The 14,312-nt window shown below is 72.2% G+C and carries 14 protein-coding genes; 6 read left to right on the top strand and 8 right to left on the bottom strand.

Going from position 1 to position 14,312, the window contains the following annotated elements:
* Positions 1-72: 72 nt before the first annotated feature.
* The 4 genes from ACZ5GH_RS10915 (at position 73) to fabF (ending at position 3,818) form a co-directional block, all read left to right on the top strand.
* Complete coding sequence (locus ACZ5GH_RS10915; protein WP_387748435.1) at positions 73-1,023, top strand: ACP S-malonyltransferase; 951 nt, start codon at positions 73-75, stop codon at positions 1,021-1,023.
* The gene (locus ACZ5GH_RS10920; RefSeq protein ID WP_387748433.1) at positions 1,020-2,051 is read left to right on the top strand and encodes a beta-ketoacyl-ACP synthase III; all 1,032 of its coding nucleotides are present in this window, start codon (positions 1,020-1,022) and stop codon (positions 2,049-2,051) included. The genes ACZ5GH_RS10915 and ACZ5GH_RS10920 overlap by 4 nt, the downstream gene beginning before the upstream one ends.
* Before the next feature lie 75 nt (positions 2,052-2,126).
* Positions 2,127-2,366, top strand: coding sequence for an acyl carrier protein (locus tag ACZ5GH_RS10925; RefSeq protein WP_387748431.1), 240 nt, complete (start codon positions 2,127-2,129; stop codon positions 2,364-2,366).
* A gap of 186 nt (positions 2,367-2,552) precedes the next feature.
* On the top strand, positions 2,553-3,818 hold the full coding sequence (gene fabF, locus ACZ5GH_RS10930) for a beta-ketoacyl-ACP synthase II (protein WP_387748429.1): 1,266 nt from the start codon (positions 2,553-2,555) through the stop codon (positions 3,816-3,818).
* 64 nt (positions 3,819-3,882) lie between these two features.
* Here fabF and ACZ5GH_RS10935 read toward each other — a convergent pair whose 3' ends face one another.
* Together ACZ5GH_RS10935 and ACZ5GH_RS10940 are read right to left on the bottom strand one after the other, a co-directional pair.
* Complete coding sequence (locus ACZ5GH_RS10935; protein ID WP_387748427.1) at positions 3,883-4,377, bottom strand: DUF3145 domain-containing protein; 495 nt, start codon at positions 4,375-4,377, stop codon at positions 3,883-3,885.
* Positions 4,378-4,741: 364 nt separating this feature from the next.
* On the bottom strand, positions 4,742-5,770 hold the full coding sequence (locus ACZ5GH_RS10940; protein WP_464334083.1) for an NADP-dependent oxidoreductase: 1,029 nt from the start codon (positions 5,768-5,770) through the stop codon (positions 4,742-4,744).
* A gap of 157 nt (positions 5,771-5,927) precedes the next feature.
* On the opposite strand from ACZ5GH_RS10940, the gene ACZ5GH_RS10945 reads away from it, so the two are divergent.
* Together ACZ5GH_RS10945 and ACZ5GH_RS10950 are read left to right on the top strand one after the other, a co-directional pair.
* Positions 5,928-6,392, top strand: a complete 465-nt coding sequence (locus tag ACZ5GH_RS10945; RefSeq protein WP_387748423.1) for a MarR family winged helix-turn-helix transcriptional regulator — start codon at positions 5,928-5,930, stop codon at positions 6,390-6,392.
* Positions 6,393-6,511: 119 nt separating this feature from the next.
* Positions 6,512-8,062, top strand: coding sequence for an LCP family protein (locus ACZ5GH_RS10950; protein WP_464334084.1), 1,551 nt, complete (start codon positions 6,512-6,514; stop codon positions 8,060-8,062).
* 55 nt (positions 8,063-8,117) lie between these two features.
* Here the strand turns inward: ACZ5GH_RS10950 and ACZ5GH_RS10955 are convergent, their stop codons facing one another.
* The 6 genes from ACZ5GH_RS10955 to ACZ5GH_RS10980 all read right to left on the bottom strand — a co-directional run bounded on the left by ACZ5GH_RS10955 (position 8,118) and on the right by ACZ5GH_RS10980 (position 14,306).
* Positions 8,118-9,029 carry a 1-aminocyclopropane-1-carboxylate deaminase/D-cysteine desulfhydrase gene (locus ACZ5GH_RS10955; protein WP_464334085.1) on the bottom strand — a complete coding sequence of 304 codons (912 nt, stop codon included), beginning with the start codon at positions 9,027-9,029 and terminating at the stop codon, positions 8,118-8,120.
* A gap of 101 nt (positions 9,030-9,130) precedes the next feature.
* The gene (locus ACZ5GH_RS10960) at positions 9,131-9,760 is read right to left on the bottom strand and encodes a GOLPH3/VPS74 family protein (protein ID WP_464334086.1); all 630 of its coding nucleotides are present in this window, start codon (positions 9,758-9,760) and stop codon (positions 9,131-9,133) included.
* A gap of 38 nt (positions 9,761-9,798) precedes the next feature.
* On the bottom strand, positions 9,799-10,071 hold the full coding sequence (locus ACZ5GH_RS10965; protein ID WP_387748415.1) for a type II toxin-antitoxin system antitoxin: 273 nt from the start codon (positions 10,069-10,071) through the stop codon (positions 9,799-9,801).
* A gap of 9 nt (positions 10,072-10,080) precedes the next feature.
* On the bottom strand, positions 10,081-11,028 hold the full coding sequence (locus ACZ5GH_RS10970) for an SPFH domain-containing protein (RefSeq protein ID WP_387748413.1): 948 nt from the start codon (positions 11,026-11,028) through the stop codon (positions 10,081-10,083).
* Between the two features lie 1,814 nt (positions 11,029-12,842).
* The gene (locus ACZ5GH_RS10975; RefSeq protein WP_464334087.1) at positions 12,843-13,160 is read right to left on the bottom strand and encodes a hypothetical protein; all 318 of its coding nucleotides are present in this window, start codon (positions 13,158-13,160) and stop codon (positions 12,843-12,845) included.
* Positions 13,161-13,199: 39 nt separating this feature from the next.
* On the bottom strand, positions 13,200-14,306 hold the full coding sequence (locus ACZ5GH_RS10980) for a TIGR02391 family protein (protein WP_464334088.1): 1,107 nt from the start codon (positions 14,304-14,306) through the stop codon (positions 13,200-13,202).
* Positions 14,307-14,312: the final 6 nt, after the last annotated feature.

A 14,312-nucleotide genomic window follows, 5' to 3' on the forward strand; every position in this document is an offset into this window, starting at 1 on the left:
ACAATCCCGGATGGTTTTCTTCGTTACCGTCGCCTACCCGCCCCTGGGCGCCTGGCGAGAGAGGGTTGAACCGTGCTCGTAATCGTCGCCCCTGGACAGGGTGCCCAGTCCCCCGGTTTCCTCAGCCCCTGGTTGGAGCTCGACGGCGTCGCCGACCGCCTGCGCGGCTGGTCGGACGTCGCCGGGCTCGACCTGGTGCACGCCGGTACCGAGGCGTCCGCCGAGGAGATCAAGGACACCGCCGTCGCCCAGCCGCTGCTGGTCGCCGCCGGTCTGGTGACCGCCCGGGCGCTGTTCCCGGACGAGGACGCCGCCCGCAAGCTGGTCGGCGCCGTGGCCGGCCACAGCGTCGGTGAGATCACCGCCGCCGCCGGCGCCGGGGTGCTCACCGCCCACGACGCGCTGACCTTCGTGCGCGAGCGCGGCCGGGCCATGGCCGAGGCCGCCGCCGTCACCGAGACCGGCATGCTCGCCGTGCTCGGCGGCGAGCCGGAGGAGGTCGCGGCGAAGCTCGCCGAGCACGGCCTGACCCCGGCCAACAACAACGGCGGCGGCCAGATCGTCGCCGCCGGCACGCTGGCCCAGCTGGAGGCGCTGAAGGCGGACCCGCCGGCCCGCGCCAAGCTGATCGCCCTCAAGGTGGCCGGTGCCTTCCACACCGAGCACATGGCCCCGGGCGTCAAGCGGCTGGCCGAGCTGGCCCCGACGCTGACGGCGGCCGACCCGCAGGTCCGCTACGTCTCCAACAAGGACGGCGCGGTCGTGGACTCCGGTGCCGAGGTGCTCGCGCGCCTGGTGTCGCAGGTCTCCAACCCGGTCCGCTGGGACCTCTGCATGGAGACCATCGGGCAGCTGGGCGCGACGGCCGTGATCGAGCTGTCCCCCGCCGGCACCCTCACCGGGCTGCTCAAGCGCAACCTCAAGGGTGTGGCCACGCTCGCCCTCAAGACCCCCGCCGATCTGGACAAGGCCCGCGAGCTCGTTGCGGAGCACGGCGGTCAGGAGCAGGAGACCCAGGCATGACCAAGCCCCAGATCCGCCCGGTGAGCGGCGCGCAGTACTCGCGCATCCTCGGCGTCGGCGGCTACCGCCCGGTCCGGGTGATCCCCAACTCCGAGGTCCTGGAGTGGATCGACTCCTCGGACGAGTGGATCCGCACCCGCAGCGGGATCGCCGAGCGCCGCTGGGCCGGCCCGGAGGAGTCCGTCGCCGAGATGTCGGTCCAGGCCGCCGGCAAGGCCATCGCCCAGGCCGGGATCTCCCCCGACCAGATCGGCGGCGTGATCGTCTCGACCGTCTCGCACCTCAAGCAGACCCCCGCGATCGCCACCGAGATCTCCGAGCGGCTCGGCTGCGGCACCGCCCCGGCCTTCGACATCTCGGCCGCCTGCGCCGGCTTCGGCTACGGCCTGGGCCTGGCCGACGGCATGATCCGCGGCGGCAACGCCGAGTACGTGCTGGTCATCGGCGTCGAGCGGCTCAGCGACCTGACCGACACCTCGGACCGCTCCACCGCCTTCATCTTCGGCGACGGCGCCGGCGCCGCGATCGTCGGCCCGTCCGACACCCCCGGCATCGGCAAGCTGATCTGGGGCTCGGACGGCTCGCAGGCCGACCTCATCACCCAGACCCAGGCCTGGGACACCGCCTTCGCCAAGTCCGACGCGATCAACGGCGCGGGCGAGGAGGCCAAGTGGCCGGCCCTGCGGATGGACGGCCAGCCGGTCTTCCGCTGGGCCGTGTGGGAGATGGCCAAGGTGGCCCAGCAGGCGCTGGACGCCGCCGGGATCACCGCCGACCAGCTCGGTGCGTTCATCCCCCACCAGGCCAACATGCGGATCACGGATGCCATGATCAAGGCGCTCAAGCTGCCGGAGTCGGTGCCCGTCGCCCGCGACATCGCCGAGACCGGCAACACCTCCGCGGCCTCCATCCCGCTGGCGATGGAACGCATGCTGGAGAGCGGTGAGGCCCACAGCGGGGACCTGGCCCTGATCATCGGGTTCGGGGCGGGTCTCGTGTACGCCGCGGCAGTCGTTACTCTCCCCTAGGCGCATTCGCCCGATTCACAAGCCTGTGTCCGGCCGCCGGCCGGACGCGTTCAACACCGAAGAGGAGCAGCCAGTATGGCTACCAAGGACGAGGTCCTGGAAGGTCTCGCCGAGATCGTCAACGAGATCGCCGGTATCCCGACCGAGGACGTCCAGCTCGACAAGTCCTTCACCGATGACCTGGACGTCGACTCGCTGTCCATGGTCGAGGTCGTCGTGGCCGCCGAGGAGCGCTTCGACGTCAAGATCCCGGACGACGAGGTCAAGAACCTGAAGACCGTGGGCGACGCGGTGGAGTACATCCTCAACGCCTGAGCGATCGACTCGTTCGACCCGGTCGGCCCGTCCGGCGTCCCGTACGCCGGCCCGGACCGACCCGTCGGCCGGGCTCGTCGAGCCTGGCCGACCACTCCGGCCGGGACGCCCTCACCGGGGCGCCCGGCCGGGCCCATCCTCGGCACGCCGCCGACCCCCTGCCACACGTGAGAGAAGAAGAAACCAGTGACCGCTGAAAACCGCACCGTGGTCGTCACGGGTATCGGCGCCTTCACGCCGCTGGGCGCCGACGCCGCCAGCACCTGGGAGAACCTGGTTGCCGGTGAGTCCGGCGTGGCGGCCCTGACCGAGGAGTGGGCCGAGGACCTGCCGGTGAAGATCGCGGCGAGGGCCGCCGTCGAGCCGGGCGAGATCCTGCCCCGCCCGCTGGCCCGCAAGCTGGACCGTTCGGCCCAGTTCGCGCTGATCGCCGCCCGCGAGGCCTGGGCCGACGCCGGCTACGAGACCCCCGCCACCGACGAGTCCTCCAAGCTCGCCCCCGAGCGCCTGGGCGCCGTCATCGCCTCCGGCATCGGCGGCGTGACCACCCTGCTCGACCAGTACGACGTGCTGAAGGCGAAGGGCGCCCGCAAGGTCTCCCCGCACACCGTCCCGATGCTGATGCCCAACTCCCCGGCGGCCAACGTCGGCCTGGAGGTCGGCGCCCGCGCGGGCGTGCACACCCCCGTCTCCGCCTGTGCCTCCGGCGCCGAGGCGATCGGCTACGCGATCGAGATGATCCGCACCGGCCGCGCCGACGTCGTGGTGGCCGGCGGCACCGAGGCGGCGATCCACCCGCTGCCGATCGCCGCGTTCGCCAACATGATGGCGATGTCCAAGAACAACGACGAGCCCCGGCGGGCCTCCCGCCCGTACGACAAGGCCCGCGACGGCTTCGTCCTGGGCGAGGGCGCCGGCGTGGTCGTGCTGGAGTCGATCGAGCACGCCGAGGCGCGCGGCGCCCGGATCTACTGCGAGGCCGTGGGCCAGGGCCTGTCCTCGGACGCCCACCACATCGCCCAGCCCGAGCCGACCGGCGCCGGCGTGGCCCGCGCGCTGGCCGACCTGTTCGAGCGCAACGAGCTGGACAAGGCCGAGATCGTGCACGTCAACGCGCACGCCACCTCGACCCCGCAGGGCGACACCGCCGAGCTGAAGGCGCTGCGCAAGGAGCTGGGCGACGACCTCGACCACATCGCCGTCTCGGCCACCAAGTCGATGACCGGTCACCTGCTGGGCGGCGCCGGCGGCATCGAGACCGTCGCCACCGTGCTGGCCCTGCACCACCGGCTCGCCCCGCCGACCATCAACGTGGACGAGCTGGACGACGACGTGGACGCCGACATCGTCCGCGACGAGGCCCGCAAGCTGCCCGAGGGCCGGATCGCCGCGCTGAACAACTCGTTCGGCTTCGGCGGCCACAACGTGGTGCTGGCCTTCCGCACCCGCTGACGCCCGCGTCGAAGGGGCCGTCGCTCGCCGTGAGCGCCGGCCCCTTCGTCGTACCCGCTTGGTCTCAGACCACCTGGTGCAGCCAGCGCACCGGTGCGCCCTCGCCCGCGTAGCGGAACGGCTCCAGCTCGTCGTCCCAGGGCTTGCCGAGCAGCCGGGCGACCTCGGCCTCCAGGTCGGCGCCCTCGCTGCGGGCGCGCACCAGGACGGCGCGCAGCCGGTCCTCGGGGATCAGGATGTCGCCGTGGATGCCCGTGACGGCGTGGAAGATGCCGAGCGAGGGCGTGCTGCTGTACCGCTCCCCCTCCGCCGTGGCGCAGGGCTCGCTGGTCACCTCGTACCGCATCAGCTGCCAGCCGCGCAGCGCGGAGGCCAGCTTCGAAGCCGTACCGGGCTCCCCCTGCCAGGAGAGCTCGGCACGCCAGTGCCCGGGTGCGGCCGGCTGGCGGATCCAGTCCAGGCTCACCCGCACATTGAGCACCCCGGCGACGGCCCACTCGACGTGCGGGCACAGCGCGCGGGGCGCGGAGTGGACGTACAGAACTCCACGTGTCGTCACCGGGACCTCCAGGCTGTGGACGAGGGTCGCCTTCCCCAGCTGCCTCGTGCCTGCAGTTGATCCGCAGTTACCCACGTTAGCCGACATTAAGCTACTAAAATCGAGCAAAACGGACAGGCTTTCGCTCAATGCTAGTCGAATCCTCAACGAGGTCTACCCCTCGGCCGGATCTCTCCCCCGAACGGCCCCATCGTCGGCGGGACCACCGTACCGCGCGGCGCCGCACGGTGGATGACGCACTTTCGGATCCGACCGGAATGCGGTAGTGCGGCCGGGGCGCCCGCGCCCGACCGCGAACCGTCCACAGCGGACCGCCCCGCCGCCCGGTCGGGGCGGCGGGGCGGTCAGCGCTCCTGACGGTCCGTCAGCCGTCCAGGCGGACGACCATCTTGCCGGTGTTGACACCGCGCAGCAGGTCGAGGAAGGCCTCGGCGGCGTTCTCGAAACCGTCCACCACCGTCTCCTCGGTGCGCAGTTCACCGGACGCCAGCCAGCCGGCCACCTCCGCGACGAACTGCGGCTGGAGCCCGGCGTGGTCGCGCACCAGCATGCCCTCCAGCCGCAGCCGCTTGCCGATGGCCAGCGCGAGGTTGCGCGGGGCGGCGGGGGCGGTGGTCTCGTTGTACTGGGCGATCGCGCCGCAGAGCACCGCACGGCCGTGCACGTTCAGCGCGCCGATCGCGGCCTCCAGGTGGTCGCCGCCGACGTTGTCGAAGTAGAGGTCGATGCCCTCCAGGGCGGCCTCGGCGAGCTGCTGGGCGACCGGGGCGTCCTTGTAGTTGAAGGCCGCGTCGAAGCCGTACTCGTCCACCAGCTTGGCCACCTTCTCCGCCGAGCCGGCCGAACCGACCACCAGCGAGGCACCCTTGAGCTTGGCGATCTGGCCGACCAGCGAGCCGACCGCGCCGGCCGCGCCGGAGACGAAGACCCGGTCGCCCTCCTTGAGGCCGCCGACGGCGAGCAGGCCGGCGTAGGCGGTCAGGCCCGGCATGCCGAGCACGCCGAGGTAGGCGGAGAGCGGGGCGGCGGCCGGGTCGACCTTGACCGCGTGCGCGGCGTCCAGGGTGGCGTACTCGCGCCAGCCGAGGCCGTGCAGCACCGCGTCGCCCGGGGCGAAGCCCTCGGCCCCGGAGGCGACGACGTAGCCGACCGCGCCGCCGTCCATGGCCTGGCCCAGCTGGAACGGCGGGACGTACGACTTCACGTCGTTCATCCGGCCCCTCATGTACGGGTCCACCGAGAGGTAGGCGTTGCGGACCAGGATCTCGCCCGGACCCGGGGTCCGGACCGGGGCCTCGACCAGGGCGAAGTCGGCCGGCACCGGCCAGCCCTGGGGGCGGGCGGCGAGGTGCCATTCACGGGCGGTCGCGGGGGCGGCGGTCTGCTCTGCCATCGGGGGCTCCTTGCGGTTCGGGTGCGGGATTCGCCGCGCGGCCGGGCTCCGGACCCGGATATTCCCGCGCGGTTCAGGTGCATGAAAGGTTGAGCAACTGAAGTAACGATGGGCATGAAAGGTTCACCTTGTCAACTTTTCAGGTAGACTCTGGGCCATGGAGACTCAGCCGATCGAGGACGCCACGCCGCAGCCCGACGAGATCACCCGCGAGGTCGTCGACCTGATGGCCAACCTGGTCGCGCTGTTCCACCGCGAGTACGAGGACGCCGCCGCCGCCCGCTCGCTCACCGGCGCCCAGGCCAAGGTGCTCGCCCTGCTGCGGCGCGGGCCGATGCCGATGCGACAGATCGCCCAGACCCTCAGCTGCGAGCCGTCCAACATCACCGGCATCGTCGACCGGCTGGAATCCCGCGGCTTCGTCACCCGCGAGGCCGACCGGCACGACCGCCGGGTCAAGCTGGTCGCCGCCACCGACACCGGCTCGGCCGCCTCCGAGGAGCTGCGCGAGTCGCTGAACTTCGCCCGCGAGCCGCTGGCCGCGCTCGGCCCGGACGAGCGGACGGCCCTGCGCGACCTGCTCCGGCGGATGCTGGCGGGCGCCTCCGGCCCCGGGGCGTGACCAGCATCACAGGCTCCGGGGGCTGTCCGCGGGCCCCTCGGGGGTAACCGAACCGCCTCCCGGAACGTCTAACGTTCGAACATCGAACGCGAGAGACCTGAGGACGGGGGGCACGGAGGATGAGCAGCAGTACGCGCCGGCGCCGCTACCTGCGGACCGCCATCGGCCTGGCCGCCGTACTGGTGCTGTCGGTCGTGGGTGCCGGGGCGTGGTTCTACCACCGGCTGGACAACAACATCACCACCTTCGACCCGGGCGGCGTCGCCACCGAGCGCCCGCCGGCCCCCGTCCCGGCCACCCCGGGCGCCTCCGTCCCGGTCAACGTGCTGCTGCTCGGTTCGGACACCCGCGAGGCGGGCAACGACTCGCTGGGCGGCGGCGACGAGGGCGTGGGCCACTCGGACACCGCGATCCTGGTGCACGTCTACGCCGACCACAAGCACGCCGTCGGCGTCTCGATCCCCCGCGACACCCTGGTCACCATCCCGTCCTGCAAGCTGCCGAACGGCACCTGGACGACGCCGAAGACCGACCAGATGTTCAACTCCGCCTTCACCGTGGGCCTGGCCCCCAACGGCAACCCGGCCTGCACCCAGAACACCGTCGAGAAGCTCACCGGGCTGCGGATCGACCACACCGTCGTGGTCGACTTCAAGGGGGCGGCCGCGATGTCCGACGCGGTGGGCGGCGTGGAGGCCTGTGTGCCCAACGACGTCGACCAGTACGGCATACACCTCAAGAAGGGCCTCCAGAAGCTCTCCGGCCAGTCCGCGGTGGACTACCTGCGGATCCGCCACGGCCTCGGCGACAACTCGGACATAGGCCGGATGAAGCGCCAGCAGGCCTTCCTCTCCTCGATGATCAAGAAGGTGCAGGGCCAGGGCTTCTCGCTGCCCACCCTGCTGCCGCTGGCCGACGCGGCCACCAAGTCGCTCACCGTGGACGAGGGGCTGGGCACCGCGATGAAGCTGGTGGACTTCGCCCGCTCGATCGAGGACATCAAGCTCTCCGACGTCACCTTCGTCACCGCCCCCTGGCGCTTCGCCGGCGACCGGGTGCGGCTCGTCCAGCCGGACGCCGACACCCTCTGGAAGCTGCTGCGCGAGGACCGCACCCTGGACGGGCAGAGCACCTCCGGGACGGGCCAGGTGACCTCCTCCCCCACCGCCGGTCCGGGTGCCGCGACCGCCCCGGGCGCCCCGTCCACCCCGCTCACGCCGGAGCAGGCCGCGGTGCCGGTCACCGTGGTGAACGGGGTCGGCACGCCCGGCCTGGCCGGCTCCGGCGCCGAGACGCTCAAGGCGCGCGGCTTCCACAACGTCACGCTCGGCCCCAACTCCCCCGGGCAGCAGGCCACCCGGGTCGCCTACGACCCCGCGCTGAAGGCCGCCGCCGACCAGGTCGCGGCGCTCTTCCCCGGCGCCAAGGCGGTCGAGGAGCCCGGCTCGGAGGCGATCACCGTGACCCTCGGCGCCGACTACCGCGCGGCGGGCACCCGGATCGACTCGGCGGCCGCCCCGAGCCCGGAGCCCGGAGCCCCGGCCGGTGCCGCGGCGGGCGCCACCCCGGGCAGCACCCCCGGCGCCCTCCCGAGCGGCGTCCCCACCGGCATAGCGGAGAACACCCGCAACGCCGACACCGACCCGTGCGCCAACCTGACCTTCGGCTGATCCGGCCTTGGGCCGATCCGACCGTCGGCCGGTCGGCTCCGGGTCCGGCCGGCCGCTACTCGGGGTCCGGCAGGCCGGTGACCACGGCGGTCAGCCGGGTGCCGCGCGGGAAGGCGCCCGCCGCCGCCAGGTCGGCCAGCGCGGCGAGCAGCTTGGCGACGTAGCGGCGCTCCAGCGGGACGCCGTGGCGGCGCTCGAACCGCTCGGCGAAGCCGGCCAGCTCGGCCGGGACCCTGCCGTAGCCGCCGCCGTGGTGCCCGTGGTCGATCCGCCAGTTGTCGAAGTCGCGTCCGTAGGCCGCCCGGTGCAGCCGGGCGACCTCCGCCTCCAGGTAGCCCTCGCCGCCGCGCAGCACGGCGACGCCGAGCGCCCGGGCGCCCGCCGGCAGGCCGGCCGCGATGCCGGCCAGGGTGCCGCCGGTGCCGACCGGGCAGCAGACCACGTCCCGCTCGCCGAGACCGGGCAGTTCGGCCGGGATCGCGGCCGCGCCGACGGCGGCCAGGGCGTTGGAGCCGCCCTCCGGGAGCACCAGGCAGGGGCCCCAGCGGCGGAGCAGGGCGTCCGCGCCGGGCTCCCCGCCGGCCCGGCCGGTGGCCTCCCGGTACTCGGCCCGGGTCAGGAACTCCAGCCGCATCCCGGCCGCCTCGGCGGCCCGCAGCGACCAGTTGCGCGGCCGGTCGGCCAGCTCCTCGCCGCGGACCAGCCCGACGCTCTCCAGTCCGAGCGCCCCGGCGGCGGCCGCGACGGCCCGCAGGTGGGTCGAGTAGGCGCCGCCGAAGGTCAGCAGCCGGGTGTGGCCGCGCTCCACGGCGGCGGCCAGGTTGGGCGCCAGCTTGCGCCACTTGTTGCCGGGGACGGTCGGGTGCAGCAGGTCGTCCCGCTTCAGCCGCAGCTCCACCCCGGCGCGGGCGAAGGCCTCGTCGGCGCAGTCCACCAGCGGGGTCGGCAGCAGCGCGGGTTCGAGCATCCGGCCAGCTTACGCGGGCCGCGAACGGCGGGCCCGGCCGCCGGAAGCGGCGGCCGGGCAGGTGGGACGGGCCGGTCGGCCGGGTGCCCGGGAGGGGCCGGTCAGCCCGCCCCTCCGTCCGCGCTCTGCGCGTTGACGGCCCGGCGCAGGGCGCGCGGGACGGGGCCGGCGGCGGGTGCCAGCTTGTCGATCCGGCCGCGGAACTCCCGGCGCTGGCGCCATGTCAGGGCCGAGCCCAGCCGGGCGGCGTCGACCAGCGCGACCAGGGCCGCGTCCGCCGGGTCGACCCGGCTGAACGGGCCGGTCAGCGCCGCCGCGACACCCGCCGCCAGCGCCTTGCGCACCCGGGGCTCCCGCAAGGTGACCCGCACGACCGGGAAGAGCCCGAGCACCCGGTGCTGCTCGACCCGGATCCGGCCGGCGGCCTCGAGCCCGTCGCGGACCACCCGGGCCGAGGCCGCCCGGCGCCCGATCCAGGTCTTCCAACTGCGTCGCCTCTCCTGACGGATCTGCTCCAGCAGCGCGGCCGAGAGCGGGTCGAGGCCGTCCGCCGCGCCGTCCACGCCGACCGGGTGCCGGCCGTCGTCGCGGATCAGCCCGCGGCGGAGGAGTTCGGTGAGCGCCGCCGCCCGCACGGCCAGGTCGAGGTGGAGGGCGGCGGTGACGCGCCCCCGCTCGGGGTCGTAGGCCAGCAGGTACAGCTTCTCGGGAAGGGTGGCGGGCAGGTCCATGTCGGTCTCCGCAAGGTCTCGTGGGCCCGGCCGCCGGGTCAGCTCGGCTCTGAGCCACCGGGTTCGGGGCCGTCCTCGGCCGGGTTCTCCCCGGCCGGGCCGTCCTCGGCCGGGCTCTGCTTGGGTGGGCGTCCGCGCCGGGGAAGCCGGGCCGCGCCACCGGGCATCCGGCCCGCGTCGGTGAGGGCCCGGCGGAGCAGGAACTCGATCTGCGCGTTGGTGCTGCGCAGGTCGTCCGCGGCCCATCGGGCGAGCGCGTCGTGAACTGAAGGGTCCAGTCGCAGCAGGAGCTTCTTCCGTTCCGTCGCCAAGGCCTCGCCTTACTGGTAGAGGGAGCCCGTGTTCACGACGGGCTGGGTGCCGCGTTCGCCGCAGAGCACCACCAGGAGGTTGCTCACCATGGCGGCCTTGCGCTCCTCGTCCAGCTCCACGACATCGCGTTCGGCGAGCCGTTCCAGCGCCTCCTCGACCATGCCGACGGCGCCCTCGACGATCAGCCTGCGCGCCGCGACCACGGCCCCGGCCTGCTGGCGCTGGAGCATCACCTGGGCGACCTCCGGAGCGTACGCGAGCCTGGTGATCCGGGACTCGACGACCCGCACTCCGGCCGAGGCGACCCGGGCGGCGATCTCCGCGGAGAGCATCCGGGCGACCTCGTCCGCGCCGTCGCGCAGCGACAACTGGCCCTCGTGGTGGGCGTCGTACGGGTAGCTGGTGGCGATGTGCCGCACGGCCGTCTCGGTCTGGATGGCGACGAAGTCGGCGTAGTCGTCCACCTCGAACATCGCCATCGCGGTGTCCTCGACCTGCCAGACCACCACGGCGGCGATCTCGATCGGGTTGCCGTCCGCGTCGTTGACCTTGGTGGTCTCGGTCTCGTGGTTGCGGATCCGCAGCGATATGTGCCGGCGGTTGGTGAACGGGTTCAGCCAGGTCAGGCCCTCGGAGCGGACGGTGCCCCGGTAGTTCCCGAGCAGCTGCACCACCCGGGCCTGGCCGGGCGAGACCACGGTCAGCCCGAACGTCAGCAGCAGCGAGCCGAGCACCAGCAGCGGTCCGACGACCACCAGGGCGATGCCCAGACCGCTCGTCCTCCCGGCCAGTTGGGCCGCGCCGACGACGGTCGAGCCGATCCCGGCGAGCAGGCCGAGCAGCGAGCCGCCGAGCACCGGCAGACCGGCCGCCCCGGTGATGACCCGTTCGGTGATCTTGGGGACCGGGAGGTCCAGCACAGGGCCGTCCTCGACGGCGAAAGGCTGTGTGGTCATGGGAGCGACTCCTTCGACGAGCATCCGCATCCGATGGCAAAGTGATATCACTTTTTCGCCGCAGAACGCCAGGGACGGGCACGGGGACGCGTGGACGGACGGCCGCCGAGGGGCGGTGGAAGGCGGTCGGGATCCGCCGGGGCCGATGCCCACGGGCGGGTGAATTCCGGCGCGCCACCCGGGAAAGGCAGTGGCCGCGGCCTAGACTCTGCGACGTCGCAGGAGGTGGGAGAGGTGGCGGGGCTCCGGCCCGACGGCCCGCCCGCGGAGGGTCGTACGACGCTCGTCGCACGCCGAGAAGGTGGGGCGGGTGGGACTCGAACCCACGACCAAGGGATTATGAGTCCTGCGGCCGCTTTAACCAGGGTTCGTCACCTTCCCCTGATTCTCCCTGTTTTCCCAGGTCAGAGACCCTGAGGCAACCTCTGGCCGCATCCGGCTTTCACTGGCTTTCACGGCCCTTCACTGGCGCCATGTCCACTGAATGTCCACTGAAAAGCGGGTCCAACAGGGACGCGCACAGGGAGCGGTTCACCGACCTGCGTCTGCTGTCTACCCAGAAGTGGGTTCCAAGGGATACCCCAACCGAGGCAAACGACTACGGCCGACCAAGCTGCTAGCTAGTGCAGCCGAACCCCCGGCGCACTCCGCACACCGATGATCATACCGGTGCAGGTCCGGCCTCGGAATGACTCAGTCCTCTACCTGAGGGCATGTCCGGCGGTGGCCGGGTGGTCGGCCCTTGAAAGGCATGGACCGGAAGGGCCCGGCCTTTATCGTTCCACGCCGGGTCTCGGCCAGGAGAACCGCTCGCCCTGGACTGGGTTGGTCGCCGACGTCTCGCCCGCGCCTTCGAGGCCACTCACTACGTTCCCGGGCCGCACTCGCCGCGTGACCCGAGGAGGTAGCCGAGCGCGACTTTCACAAGCTTGGGCGCATCGCCGAGTTCACGGCGCTCCAGCGCGGAGTCGCCGCCTGCGGCAGCCGCCAGCGGGCCGGCCTGGTTCGATTCGTACGCCGCAGGCAGCTTGTACGCGGCAAGCCGCCGAAGGGCTTCCTCGGGCAGTCACGTCGCGGCCAGCTCCGGGAACACCCCGCTCCCCGGGCGCCCCGTGTTCATCGGAGCCTTGTAGTTCAGCCAGCTCCAGGCATCGATCAGGATCGAGCGCAGGCCCACAGGCGCCCCCGCGAAGTCGGCCCCACGCCAGGTAACACCCTAAGACCTCATGAAGGTCGATAGCACAGGAAAATGACTTTGTCCCAGGAACAGCCGAGATGGCTGCCACGGCGCCGGGCGGGCGGTCGACTTCCATAGGATCGACCCAATGCACGAGCCGGAGGTGACGGAACTGTCCCCCGCAGTGCGGCCCGTGTAATCCCTACTCATCAGAGTAGGCACGACCGCGCCACACTGCGGAGGACAGCATGACAAGGCACCGCAAACCCGGGCCGGGCAGGTGGTACCCCGAACCGAAGAACGTGTGGATCTTGATGCGGATCCTGATCTGGATCTACACCATCACCCGTTCTTAGGTTCTGTTCGACAGGCCGCCCCACGTTTTTGGCAGAACCGGGCGGCCCTCCGCTCCCCCTGGCACCTCGTGTCGGGGGGAGCGGCACTTAAGGGGCTCTTGTGGCGAAGAGCCGGTCTCATAGATTTAAGTCATCGAAACCAGCGCCAACGCTACCGCCCCCACGGGCGCGCCGCGAGCAAATCGTGGAGCAGTTGACATAGGCGCGGCCGGTGCAGTATTGGCAAAATGGCCATTTTCGCACGACGGCACAGACCGTCCGCGTCTCGGTGCCTCCGGCCTCTACCGTTCCGGCGCTTGGAAGACGCGGCCCGCCTCGAAGGCGTTCCGGTCCAACGCGCGCTGCCGGTCGGGGCGCAGCTTCGCCCACTCCGCCGCGCACAGGTCACGGGACCGGACCTCGCCCCGCTGGACGATGGTCAGCTGGGCGAGGCGGCCGGCCGCCGTGGACTCCTGCTGCCAGCGGTCCCACGCCGGTGTGCCCGGCTCAGGCGCGGCCGCCGCGGGTTCGCTCTCCGGCCAGATCAGCCACGCTGCGCCACCGCCGACAGCCAGGACCCCTGCCACCGCTGCGGCTACGAACCGCCCCCTCAGCTTCATGATCTCGACGCTACCAGCGGCCAGCCGTGCAGCCCGGCGCTACGGCGCACCAAGGCTGGAGGTCGGCGCAGCCTGCGCCTCCTCGGCGATGTCGAGGCGCCGCATCAGCCAGCTGGCGAGCACCAGGGTCTCTGCCGCCTCGGCAAGCTCGTCGGCCTCGTCCGGGCCGTGCGCGCGGGGGTTCCGGAGCGCCTGCATCACGCCGCTGAAGATCGCGGCCATGCCGCGCTGCTCACTCTTCAGGTTCGCGTCCGACGACCGCGTCACGGTGATCCTCACGTTCGGGGGACTGAGCGCCGCACCCATCAGATCGTGGCCGTTGCTCGTCAGGCCGGTCAGCTGCTGGACTCGGTGCTCGACCTCCTTGTAAGCAGCCAGCACTGCAAAGGCGTACTCACCACTGTTGATCCGGCTCGCGGCAACCTCCGCGATTCTCGGGTGCAGGGCGCAGGTGAAGGCGAGTTCAGGCGCCGGGGCAGGGTCGGGCTCCACCGCCGCAGGTCGCAGGAGCTCCTCCACGGTCAGGGCCTCCGGGCGGCCGATGAGCTCCTGGCGGCGCTTCCAGTACCCCACCAGGTCGCTGGGGTCGATCCCCGCGTACTTCCTGACCCGCTTGTTGAACGACAGCTCCCAACCCATCATGCCGTCTGCCCGGCTGAGCCCGGTCGACCACGGCTCGGCAGCGGCGGCATACGCCGCAAGTGCCACCTGAAGCGGGGCGACGGTCCTCCGGTCCCGGCCGACCATGAAGGCCTTGTAGTCGATCACGAGCCTGGTCCCCTGCTGGCCGACCGGGGCGGGCGCCCAGTTCCGTTCGATCTCGACCGCCTGCTGGAGGAGCAGGAGCATCCCCCGAAGTGCGACGCCGGCCTCGGCGCAATTCGCCATACCGGCGGCGGTGAGCTGGACCTGCTGCTGGTCCTGCAGCGCGTGGCGCATTCCCGCGTCGATGCCGCACACCAGGTCGGGAGGCAGTTGCTGGATCGCCTTCTCCGTGTCGATGCCCTTCTGGTACAACGCTCGGTCGAGGTCGTCGAAGGTGGGCCACTGACCGCCCTCGGAGAACCAGGCCCAGACCGTCTCCAGCAGTTCGAACCCGTCCTCGCCCTCCGGGCGCGGCATCCCCTCTGGAGCCGTGATGCGCATGTTCCC

It is taken from the genome of Kitasatospora sp. Xyl93 (assembly GCF_055383135.1).

Coding starts and splice junctions, on each gene's coding strand:
- ACZ5GH_RS10945 (WP_387748423.1), top strand. CDS start 5,928: ATGGAGACTCAGCCGATCGAGGACGCCACGCCGCAGCCCGACGAGATC.
- ACZ5GH_RS10960 (WP_464334086.1), bottom strand. CDS start 9,760: ATGGACCTGCCCGCCACCCTTCCCGAGAAGCTGTACCTGCTGGCCTAC.
- ACZ5GH_RS10940 (WP_464334083.1), bottom strand. CDS start 5,770: ATGGCAGAGCAGACCGCCGCCCCCGCGACCGCCCGTGAATGGCACCTC.
- ACZ5GH_RS10955 (WP_464334085.1), bottom strand. CDS start 9,029: ATGCTCGAACCCGCGCTGCTGCCGACCCCGCTGGTGGACTGCGCCGAC.
- ACZ5GH_RS10920 (WP_387748433.1), top strand. CDS start 1,020: ATGACCAAGCCCCAGATCCGCCCGGTGAGCGGCGCGCAGTACTCGCGC.
- ACZ5GH_RS10950 (WP_464334084.1), top strand. CDS start 6,512: ATGAGCAGCAGTACGCGCCGGCGCCGCTACCTGCGGACCGCCATCGGC.
- ACZ5GH_RS10980 (WP_464334088.1), bottom strand. CDS start 14,306: ATGCGCATCACGGCTCCAGAGGGGATGCCGCGCCCGGAGGGCGAGGAC.
- ACZ5GH_RS10925 (WP_387748431.1), top strand. CDS start 2,127: ATGGCTACCAAGGACGAGGTCCTGGAAGGTCTCGCCGAGATCGTCAAC.
- ACZ5GH_RS10970 (WP_387748413.1), bottom strand. CDS start 11,028: ATGACCACACAGCCTTTCGCCGTCGAGGACGGCCCTGTGCTGGACCTC.
- ACZ5GH_RS10975 (WP_464334087.1), bottom strand. CDS start 13,160: ATGAAGCTGAGGGGGCGGTTCGTAGCCGCAGCGGTGGCAGGGGTCCTG.